At 62.7% G+C, this 10000-nt stretch carries 6 protein-coding genes and 1 tRNA gene; 3 read left to right on the top strand and 4 right to left on the bottom strand.

Features of this window, described 5'->3' with window-relative positions; genetic code table 11:
• The 3 genes from LDL37_RS00920 to LDL37_RS00910 all read right to left on the bottom strand — a co-directional run.
• Nucleotides 1-581: TIGR02466 family protein (locus tag LDL37_RS00920; RefSeq protein WP_290792999.1), on the bottom strand; the 581-nt coding region annotated here is incomplete at its 3' end.
• 36 nt (nucleotides 582-617) lie between these two features.
• Complete coding sequence (locus LDL37_RS00915; RefSeq protein WP_290792997.1) at nucleotides 618-1130, bottom strand: DUF805 domain-containing protein; 513 nt, start codon at nucleotides 1128-1130, stop codon at nucleotides 618-620.
• Between the two features lie 76 nt (nucleotides 1131-1206).
• Entirely contained in the window at nucleotides 1207-1950 is a 744-nt protein-coding gene (locus LDL37_RS00910; RefSeq protein ID WP_290792995.1) for an SIMPL domain-containing protein, read from the bottom strand.
• Nucleotides 1951-2202: 252 nt separating this feature from the next.
• On the opposite strand from LDL37_RS00910, the gene LDL37_RS00905 reads away from it, so the two are divergent.
• The 3 genes from LDL37_RS00905 (at nucleotide 2203) to LDL37_RS00895 (ending at nucleotide 7587) form a co-directional block, all read left to right on the top strand.
• Nucleotides 2203-2278 (top strand) — tRNA-Ile (locus LDL37_RS00905).
• Nucleotides 2279-2805: 527 nt separating this feature from the next.
• Nucleotides 2806-5226: a glycoside hydrolase family 2 TIM barrel-domain containing protein gene (locus LDL37_RS00900; RefSeq protein WP_290792993.1), complete on the top strand. Its 2421-nt coding sequence runs from the start codon at nucleotides 2806-2808 to the stop codon at nucleotides 5224-5226.
• A gap of 90 nt (nucleotides 5227-5316) precedes the next feature.
• Nucleotides 5317-7587: a glycoside hydrolase family 3 C-terminal domain-containing protein gene (locus LDL37_RS00895; RefSeq protein WP_290792990.1), complete on the top strand. Its 2271-nt coding sequence runs from the start codon at nucleotides 5317-5319 to the stop codon at nucleotides 7585-7587.
• Between the two features lie 14 nt (nucleotides 7588-7601).
• Here LDL37_RS00895 and LDL37_RS00890 read toward each other — a convergent pair.
• Nucleotides 7602-10000: ABC transporter permease (locus tag LDL37_RS00890; protein ID WP_290792987.1), on the bottom strand; the 2399-nt coding region annotated here is incomplete at its 5' end.

Below are 10000 nucleotides of genomic sequence, written 5' to 3'. Positions count from 1 at the left end.
GGCACTTCGTGGCGCAGCCAGCTTTCCCACATCAGGATTGTGCCGGGCTTTGGCGCCTCATAGACGAAGGGCTGATGCTCGCGCTTGGCCCCTTCCTTGCGCGGCGGCGAATTCATAAAGCTGGTCAGGCGCGGGTCTTCGAATTTGAGCGCGCTGGCCCCGTCGGGCACGCTGACGTAGAAGGTGCCGGAAATCAGGCTGTGCGGGTGGATGTGGTTCGAATGGTGCCCCATGGGCTCCAGAATATTGATCCACATATTGTCGAGCTTCAGCGCCCCGGCGGGCAGGTCGTATTCCAGAATCTCGACAAAGCGTGCCGCGTGGGCGTCGGTATGCGCCTTGAGGTCTTCAAAGGCGCTGGCCAGCAGGGGTAGGTTGTTCAATGACCCATAGGAGGTGTAGCCGAGATAGCCCTTTTGCTGCGACCAGTTTTGCCCGGCCTCGTCCTCATCGGCAAAGGCGCGGCAGGTGTCGTCGATCTCCTCCAGATAGGCCGCGAAATCCGGCATGTCCGACAGGTCGGCGCGGTAGATTTCGGTGGTGAACAAGGGCGTGACGGTGGAGGCGTAGGGCTGGCTCATGCTGCCTTTTCGCCCAAAGGCGGGCGCGCGGCAAGCCTATTCGAAGACGCTGAGGTCGGGCGCGGCCTTTTGTCCCGGCGGCGGGCCGTAACGGTTGGGCCCCTTGGTGCCGGGGATGAAGCAGAGGATCAGGGTTATCACCTTGCTTAACCAGAAGCCCGCTTTTGAGGCGATGGTAATTGCGCTGCTTATTTGCTGATACTCAGGATTCACCCCGGTGCCACTCTCCGGAACAATAGGCAGCACAAAAGGTATGGCTATGAAAACAACAGAGATGAGCCAGGGCATAAGAAAGAACAGGGCTGGCCATGTCGGCGCGCTCATGTCCTTCAACCGGCGTGCCGACAAAGCAAAAGCTGGCCACACCAGTAAAAGGCCCGGCAGTCCTGCCAGAACAAGAGCGTAACCATACGCAGGCATACCGATATTACTAAACATCGGCACGATGAGAGTGGAAATCGCATACACAATTAGCGACGTAGTTACCATGAACAACGCATAAGGCAGGCGCGCGGTACGCCCTTTGGTGGACAACAGAAAACGCCACATAAAAAAATCCCCCCGGTGGTTGTGACAGGTAACCTATCACTCACCGGGGGGAGGTGTCATGCGTTCAGAGTAAGGCCTATTCCAGCACAAACTCGGCATTGAGCGTCATCGCGGTCGAAACCTCGCCGCCGGCAATGGCCGTATCGGACTCGGCCTTCATGGCCATGGCGCGGACCATCGGCATAGGCGGAGGCGCGGACATGGCGGCGTTTTCGTTCAGCGACTTGATGCGCTTCACCGTCTTGCCCAGTGATTTGGCATAAAGCTCGGCGCGCGCCATCAGGGTTTTGGTCGCCTCGATGCGCGCCTTGTCCTCGGCGGCCGACGGGTCTTTCAGACCGAAGGAGATGCCGTCGATCTGGTTGATACCGGCCTTGACTACCGCGTCGATGGCCCCGCCCAGCTTTTTGACCTCTTCCACGCGCACGCTGATACGATTGCTGGCCTGATAGCCGCGCAAGGTCGGCGTGCCGCCGTTTTGCGGGTAATCATAGACAGCGTTGAGGCTGAGGCCGGTCGTCTGCACGTTTTTGTCGGCAATGCCCTGCGCCTTTACGGCGGCAAAGACGCTGTTCATCTTCTGGGCGTTGAGCTTCATGGCCTCTTCGGCGGTTTTGGCCTCGGTGACCACGCCAAAGGTGATGAAGGCGACGTCCGGCGTCGAGCGCACCTCGGCCGTTTCCGACAGGGTGAGCAGGGTGCCCATTTGATGAGGCGCCATGCGCTCCGCCTTGGGCGCTTCAGGGGTTTGGGCCATTACCGGCGCGGCGGCGGTCATCAGGGCGAGGGCAGCGGCGGAAACCGCGAACATCCGTTTCATAGGTGTCTCTCTTCTTTTAAAATCAGTCTGGCGCTCCGGCGTGGCCTTTTTAAGACCCGGCGGGGGCGTCACGGGGCGGAGAATGCCCCGCCTGTGTGTCAATAATCCATGTGCGCGTGTGAATGACGCATGAACCGGACTGACGATCTGGCGTCAGCTTTGTCGCCGCCGTGTCTGCATGTTGAAAATACCGGCAGAGGGCTTTAAATCCTTGCGGGAGCGTGTTAGGCACGCAACCCCTGCCTTTGGTGCGGGCGTGTAGCTCAATGGTTAGAGCCGACCGCTCATAACGGTCTGGTTGGGGGTTCGAGTCCCTCCGCGCCTACCAACTCCCTAAAGACGTCGTTATTGCCGCCGTGCGCCGCCTTGAGGGAGGAGAGGCCCAACACGGCTATTATTTCCTTCTCAGAGCCCCCGGCTTCAGTCAGACGAGACCCCGCCAGTTTGCCAGGCCATGGGATGATTTGCCCTCGGTCAGAGCCACCAGCCTCACCCCAAGCGTTCGTCATAATTCGGAAATATCTACCGCAAACCGTGCCCTCGGCGGAAGCTCAAACCTTTGCCCGATGTGACCTGCCTGGACGTGAAATGTACTCAGGCGATTGCACACACCGCCCTGGCCGTCTCGCATCGAAGAAGCTGTTCACTGTGCATTTAGTAATATAGTCAGACAAATATTGCTTGCATCGAGACGGGCACCATTGCTAGCATGGAGCCCGGTTGATGGGCACCTGCGGCCCTGCGTCGTCAGGGCTGGGGTGTCGAGCAGAGTGCGAAACGCCGTTTCGGGCGCGTCTTAGCCCGGAGAGATCAGGCGGGCCTGTGTCGTATCAAAAAAACTGAAAAGAGGGCAGGGTGTTACTGAAAAAGACGTATCAGGCGGCTGCGTTTGCGGCGCTATTGAGTGCCGCGCTGTCGTGTCAGGCCCAAGCGATTGAAAAGGATATCTCGCAGGGGTGGCGCTTTCATGCGGGGGATACGCCCAATGGCGCGCAAAGCGATACGCCCGATAGCCAGTGGAAAACGGTCGCCGTACCACACGACTGGGCCATCATGGACAGGGCGGATGGGCAGCCGCCGTTTGAGGCGCAGGCCGTGGCCGGGCAGGATTCGGGCTATCTGCCGGGCGGCGTGGGCTGGTATCGGCGGCATATCCGGCTGGAGGCCCCGGAGGCGCAAAAGGTCGTGCGACTGACCTTCGAAGCGATCTACATGGATGCCGAAATCTGGCTCAATGGTGAGCCTGTGGCGCGCCACCCCTATGGCTACACGGCCTTTACGCTCGATCTTACGGGTAAGCTGCGTACGGGCGACAATGTGATTGCCGTGCGTGTCGATCATAAGGACCCGTCGTCGCGCTGGTACGCCGGGTCGGGTATTATCCGGCCCGTAAGGCTGGAACTTCTCGACTGCGCCCATATCGTGCCGGACAGCGTCTTCGTCACCACGCCGCAGGTCTCTGCACAAACGGCCACGGTGTCGGTACAGTCGCGGGTCTCGGACTGCGCCACCTCGAAAGACGCGGTAGAAAGGGTGTGGACCCTGCGCGACCCGACCGGAAAGGTTGTGGCGCAAGCGACGCGCCAGGGCACCGCTGACGTCCGGGATCAGAGCCTGACCGTGGCCACGCCCCGCCTGTGGTCGCCGGAAACGCCCCACCTCTATACGCTGGTGCAGGAGCTGAAAGTGAATGGCGTCATCGTGGACGAAAGACGCACGCGCTTCGGTATCCGCAGCGTGACGATGGACGCGGTCAACGGGCTGCGGATCAATGGCAAGCCCTACAAGCTGAAGGGCGGCAATATCCACCACGACAACTACATGCTGGGGGCTGCGGGCTGGCCGGATGCTGACCGGCGCAAGGTCGCCCTGATGAAGGCGGCGGGCTATAACGCCATTCGCAGCGCCCACAATCCGGCCAGTCAGGCCACGCTTGAGGCCGCGGACGAGCTGGGGATGCTGGTCATCAACGAGGCCTTCGACAGTTGGAACCGCCCCAAGCGCGATCAGGACTATGCGCGCTTTTTTGCCGACAACTGGCGCTCGGATATCGACAGTCTGGTCCTGAGCGGGCGCAACCACCCCAGTGTCATCCTGTGGAGCATCGGCAACGAAATCCCGGAGCAGGGCACGCCGCTGGGGGTGGAGACGGGTAAGGCGCTGGTCGCCCGTATCCGCGCGCTCGATCCGTCGCGCGCGGTGACGCAAGGGGTGAATGCCGACCCGCCTCTGAGCGATGCGCAGTTCGCCGTGCTGGACGTGGCGGGCTACAATTATCGCGTCAATCGCTTCGACCCCGACCATCAGGCCTTCCCCGATCGCGTGATGTACACCTCGGAATCGACGCCCAAGGACGCCTTTGACTACTGGCGCGCGGTGGAAACCAAGCCCTGGGTTATCGGCGACTTCGTGTGGACCGCCGTGGACTATCTGGGGGAAACGGGCATCGGCTGGATGGGCTACAGTCAGGACTGGCAAAAGCTGGGGCCCTATCCGTGGCATCTGGCCTATTGCGGCGAAATCGACGCCACGGGCCGCAAGCGGCCGGCGGCCTATTACCGCGAAGTGCTGTGGAAGACGGGCAAAACGCCGGTGTCGATGTTTGTGCGTCAGCCGGAGGGCACCGAAGACCTGCCCGACCGGCAGTATTTCCCGACCACGCCGCCGCATCTGGACTGGTCGCTGGAAGACATCCACCCCAACTGGACGTGGCCCGGTCAGGAGGGCAAGCCGCTTGAGGTGGTAGTGTTTTCAGAATGGCCGGAGGTCGAGCTGTTCCTCAATGGCCGCAGTCTGGGGCGCAAGGCCGTGTCGGTCGAGACGCAATACCGCGCCAGCTTCAGGGTGAGATACGCACCCGGTCGGCTGGTGGCCGTCGGGTATCGTAACGGGCGAAAGGCGGCGCAATGGGAGCTGCGCACCTCAGAGGCGCCGGTTCGGGCGAAGGTGGTGGCCGAGCGCCGCCAACTGCGGGCCAATGGTCAGGACCTCGCCTATGTGACGGTCGAGCTGTTCGATGCGCACGGGACGCCGGTTTACACGCAGGCGGCGGATCGTCAGGTCACGGTGCGCGTGTCGGGGGCGGGGACGCTGGCCGGTTTCGGCAACGGCAATCCGCGCGACGCCAGCAGCCTTCAGTCGGGCATACGCCGCACCTTCCACGGGCGCGCCGTCGCCGTAGTGCGTGCTGGAGCCGGCGCCGGTCCGGTCTGGCTCGATGTTGAGGTTGAAGGCCTTGCGCCGCAGCGGGTCGCGCTGGAAACGGTAGCGCCCTGAGCCACGCGCCTTTCCTGCTTCATTTAACGCCCATTTTTTAACGCGTGTGTCGCCGGTTGTGCGACCCGCCTTTCCTAAAGAAGGTTTTTCATGTCTCTTCACCGACTTCGCACCGCGCTCTTGCTGAGCGCCTCGCTTCTCGCTGCGTCTCCCCTGATGGTCGTGCCGCAAACCGCGCACGCCGAGGCGGTCGCCCCGTGGATGGACAAGACGCTGAGCAGCGATCAGCGCGTCGCCCTGTTGCTGGCGCAGATGACGACGGAGGAAAAGCGGCTTCTGGTTTTCGGCTACGCTTCCGGCGATCAGCTGACCCAGATCGACCCTTCCGTCATTCCGGGCCTCAACACCAGGGAAGTGGTGGCGAACGTCATACCGGGGTCGGCGGGCTATATTCCGGGCATTCCGCGTCTGGGGATTCCGGCGCAGTTTCAGACCGATGCCTCGATGGGGGTGCGCAATCACCTTATGCCACGCACCTCCCTGCCGTCCTCTCTGGCAACGGCCGCCTCGTGGGACCCGCAGGTCACCGAGGCGGGCGGGCGTATGATCGGCACCGAGGCGCGCCTGTCGGGTTTCAACATCATGCTGGCCGGCGGCATCAATCTGCTGCGTGAGCCGCGCAACGGGCGTAATTTCGAATATACGGGGGAAGACCCCTTGCTGGCCGCCGAGATGGGGGCAGGCCTGATCCGCGGCGTGCAGTCCGTCCACGTCGTTTCGACCGTCAAGCATTTCTCGATCAATGCGCAGGAGACGGGGCGCACCACACTGAGCGCACAAATCTCGGAGCCGGCCCTGCGCATGAGCGACAATCTGGCCTTTGAGCTGGCTATTGAGCGCTCCAGTCCGGGCTCGGTCATGTGTTCTTATAACAAGATCAACGATGTCTATGCCTGTGAGAACGAGGCCCTGCTGACGGATACGCTCAAGCGGGACTGGGGCTACAAGGGCTACGTCATGTCGGACTGGGGGGCGGTGCATTCGACGGTGCAGGCGGCCAATGCCGGTCTGGATCAGCAATCCGGCTTCCCCTTCGACAAGCAGGCCTTTTTCGGGGAAAGTCTCAAGGCGGCTCTCTCGGATGGCTCGGTTCCGGCCCGTCGTCTGGATGACATGGCCCGGCGCATCCTGTGGGCCCTGATCGACAAGGGCGTGATGGACAACCCGGTCGTCAAGGGCGAGATCGACTTCGAAGCCCACCACAGGATTGCGCAAACCGCCGCCGAAGAGTCGCTGGTGCTTCTGAAAAACGACAAGGCCCTGTTGCCCCTGTCGGGGCAGAAGCGCATCCTGCTGGTGGGTTCCTACGCGGACAAGGGCGTGCTGGCCGGTGGGGGTTCCTCCAGCGTCTCCCCCGTAGGCGGCAATGCGGTGACGGGCCTTGAACCCAAGGGCTGGCCGGGGCCGGTGGTCTGGCAGCCCTCGTCACCGCTCAAGGCCTTGCAGGCACAACTCCCGAAAGCCCGGATCAGCTACCTCTCCGGGGACGATCTGAGCGCGGCGGCCCGCGCAGCGCGTTCGGCCGATGTGGTGATCGTGTTCGTCCATCAGTGGGCGGGCGAAGGCTTTGATGTCTCTCTCGATCTGAACGGTCAGCAGGATGAACTGGTGCGCGCGGTGGCCAGCGCCAATCCCAACACGGTCGTCGTTGTCGAAAGCGGTGGTCCGGTCTTCATGCCGTGGAAGGACGAGGTGCGCGCCATTCTGAGCGCCTTCTATCCCGGTGCGCGCGGCGGTGAGGCGATTGCCCGTGTCCTGAGCGGTGAGGTCAATCCGTCGGGGCACCTGCCCCTGACCTTCCCGGCCTCCGAGGCGCAATTCGTGCATCAGGCCCTGCCGGGAGGCGACCTGCCGCCCAATTCCAGCTTCACGGTGCGCTATACCGAAGGGGCGGCTGTGGGCTATAAGTGGTTTGATCTGAAAGGCTATACGCCGCTCTTTGCCTTCGGGCAGGGGCTCAGCTACACGACCTTCCGCATGGATGGGCTTAAGGCTCAGGCGGTCGAGGGGGCCGGGGAGAGGCTGACGATCGGCTTCACACTCACCAATACGGGGGCGCGCGAAGGCAAGACGGTGGGGCAGGTCTATGTGGCGGCCCCCAAAAGCGCCGGCTGGGAGGCTCCGCGCCGTCTGGTCGGGTTCCGCAAGCTGTCCCTGTCGAAAGGGCAGTCGCAGACGGTAAGCCTGAGCGTCGATCCGCGGCTTCTGGCCGTCTATGACGAGGCCACGTCCGAATGGGTGATCGCGCCGGGGGCCTATGAGGTGCAACTGGGGGCGGCGTCGGACGATATTCGCACTCGGGTCACTGTCACCCTTGCCGCCCAGCGGTTAGCGGCGCGTCAGGGAAAGACGGTGCCGTAGAGCATGGGAACCATCTAGGCATCCTGTCGCAGAAGGGACGTCCTGACGCTGCGGTTTGACCACGCGGCGTGCAGAAGGATGGCCCCTCCGGCGCAGGCACTGGTCGCCAGACTGGCCAGCACAAAGGGCAGGGGCGTCAGGGGCACGTGCGCCGCGAACGTCCCCAGCCACTTTTGCAGGACGAAACCGGCCAGCGGCCAGGCGGTGATATTGGCGATCAGCAAGGGCAGCCAGAAGGGTCTAAGGCGGTGCCTCAGAAGATCGCCGAAATGCGCCCCCAAGGCCTTGCGGATCGCCAGCTCCCGGCTCTGATGACGGGTCAGGAAGACGCACAGCCCCATCAGCCCCAGAGCCGAGAGGACAATGGCAGCGGCGGCGACAAGGCGGCTGACGGCCACCTGCTGATGCAGGTCGTGATATTGCGAGGTCAGATAGTCCCGAAACGCTTGCCGGGCGATGGGTTCAGTCCCCACCGTGTGACGCAGCCAGACCTGATCAATCTGTCTCAGGGTTTCGGCCTCTCCCTGAGCTTTGACGCGGATGCTGAAATGCGTGAAAAACCGGTCGAAGCCGTCAAACATCATGGGGGGGACGGCATAATGAACGGTAGAAAAGCGGATATCCGGCACCACGCCGATAATGCGTGACCGCATATGCGTGCGGTCGGTTTCGTATTCGAGCGTTTGCCCCAGCGCCTCCTGAGCCGACGCGAAGCCCAGGGCGCGCACAGCGGTCTCATTGATCAGGACCTCTTTCGGCGCAATAATCTCGGAAAACGTACCGTTCAGACCGTGTCCGGCGCGCAGTTTGACGCCATAGACGTCGAAAAAGTCGGGGGAAACCGAGTTTCGGGTAAAGGACAGAACCCGTCCGTCCTTACCCTTCACCAGAGCGGGGCGCACGAAATTCGAGGTCGGGGCCCCGAAGGCCTCAGCGACGCCCGAAACCCCGTCCATCTGCTCGATTTCGTTGAGAAAAGCCCGGTTTATCCAGGGGTTGTCATGGCGCGGCACGATGTACAGATGGTCTCCGTCAAACCCCGGCGCGGTGTAAAGCGCATAGTCCCACTGCCGCGAGACGACCTGCGCGGCGATCAGCAGGCTGATGACCAGTGTAAACTGCGCGATGATCCATCCCTGCCACCTTTGCGGCGGCCGTGTGCGCATCCGGGCCCGGCGCACCGCCGAAGGGGCGGTGACGATAATCGCCGGCAGCAGGGCCGACAGCCCGGCGAGGGCGGTGGTGATCAGCGCCATAATCGCGATCAGGCTTAGCGGAGAGGCCCACAGTTTCAGGTCCAGATTGAGGCTGTGGTTCAGATAGGGCAACAGCCGCTCGGTCAGGGCCAGCGCCACCACAAGGCTGATCAGATGCACGATCAGGCTTTCGCGCAGCACCGTGGCCAGAAGATGCGCCCGCCCGGCGCCCAGCGCGGACAACAACGCCATTTCGGCCCCGCGTTCATCGGTTTCCGCCAGCACCAGCCCTGCATAGTTGGCACAGGCAATCGACAGGATAACCAAGGCAACCAGCGACAGGGCCACAAGCGTATCCACGTGTCCGCGCGCCTTCATCTGAAGGTCACCCCGTTCGTGCAGGTGCAGGTCTTTGAGGGCGATAAGTTCGTAGCTGACGGGGATGTTGTTCGGCCCCTGCCAGTTCTGATGCGTGAGCCGGCTGAGGGTTTGCGCCACCGTCTGCGGCCGGACGCCGGGGGCCATCTTCACATAGGTATAGCAGATACTCCACAGATAGCTGGGGTTGGCGTCGTGCAGCGCCAGCACGCTGTCGGCGGAACGCCCGGAAACGAAAAGTTCGCGGTCCAGATGCGTATTGGACGGAAAATCCTTCAGTATGGCGGTGACGCGCAGACGTTGGTTGTATCGCGTGGTCAGCGTGCGGCCGAGTGCGTTCTGATCGCCGAAATAGGCTCTGGCCATGCGCTGCGTCATGACGATGCTGTCGGGTGCGCGCAGCGCGGTCTTCAGGTCTCCGGCGACGGCGGGCAGGTCAAGCACCTCGAACAGGTTGGGGTCGGCCCAGAAAAAGCGCTCGCGCGCGATACGGCGCGGTGTCGAAAAGGCCCATTCGACGGGGAGGAGACGCGCCACCTGCCGGGCTTCGGGCATATCCGTCCGCATCCAGCGCGCCACGCCAGTGGGGGTGATATCGCTCGGCACCAGAGGCTTGTTTTCCAGCCCGTACAGGGCCGACACCAGATAGACGCGGTCGGAGTCGCGGATAAAGCGGTCAAAACTCAACTCGCTGCGGATAAATAGGCCGACGATCAGGGTCAGGGTCAGCGCGAGGCCTGTTCCGGCGATCATCAGGGCATAGACGCCCCAGCGGCGCGTCACGCTGCGCAAAACATAACCAAAGTCGCGTTGGGCCTGCCTCATGCCAGACGTCGGGT

This window comes from Asticcacaulis sp. (genome assembly GCF_020217185.1).
Lineage (GTDB): Bacteria > Pseudomonadota > Alphaproteobacteria > Caulobacterales > Caulobacteraceae > Asticcacaulis.
The sequence above is the reverse complement of the archived record's forward strand: the minus strand, read 5'-3'. Positions and strand labels throughout refer to the sequence as shown.

Excerpts from the sequence above, each read along its gene's own strand:
- LDL37_RS00895 (WP_290792990.1), top strand. The coding sequence starts at position 5,317 with ATGTCTCTTCACCGACTTCGCACCGCGCTCTTGCTGAGCGCCTCGCTT.
- LDL37_RS00915 (WP_290792997.1), bottom strand. The coding sequence starts at position 1,130 with ATGTGGCGTTTTCTGTTGTCCACCAAAGGGCGTACCGCGCGCCTGCCT.
- LDL37_RS00910 (WP_290792995.1), bottom strand. The coding sequence starts at position 1,950 with ATGAAACGGATGTTCGCGGTTTCCGCCGCTGCCCTCGCCCTGATGACC.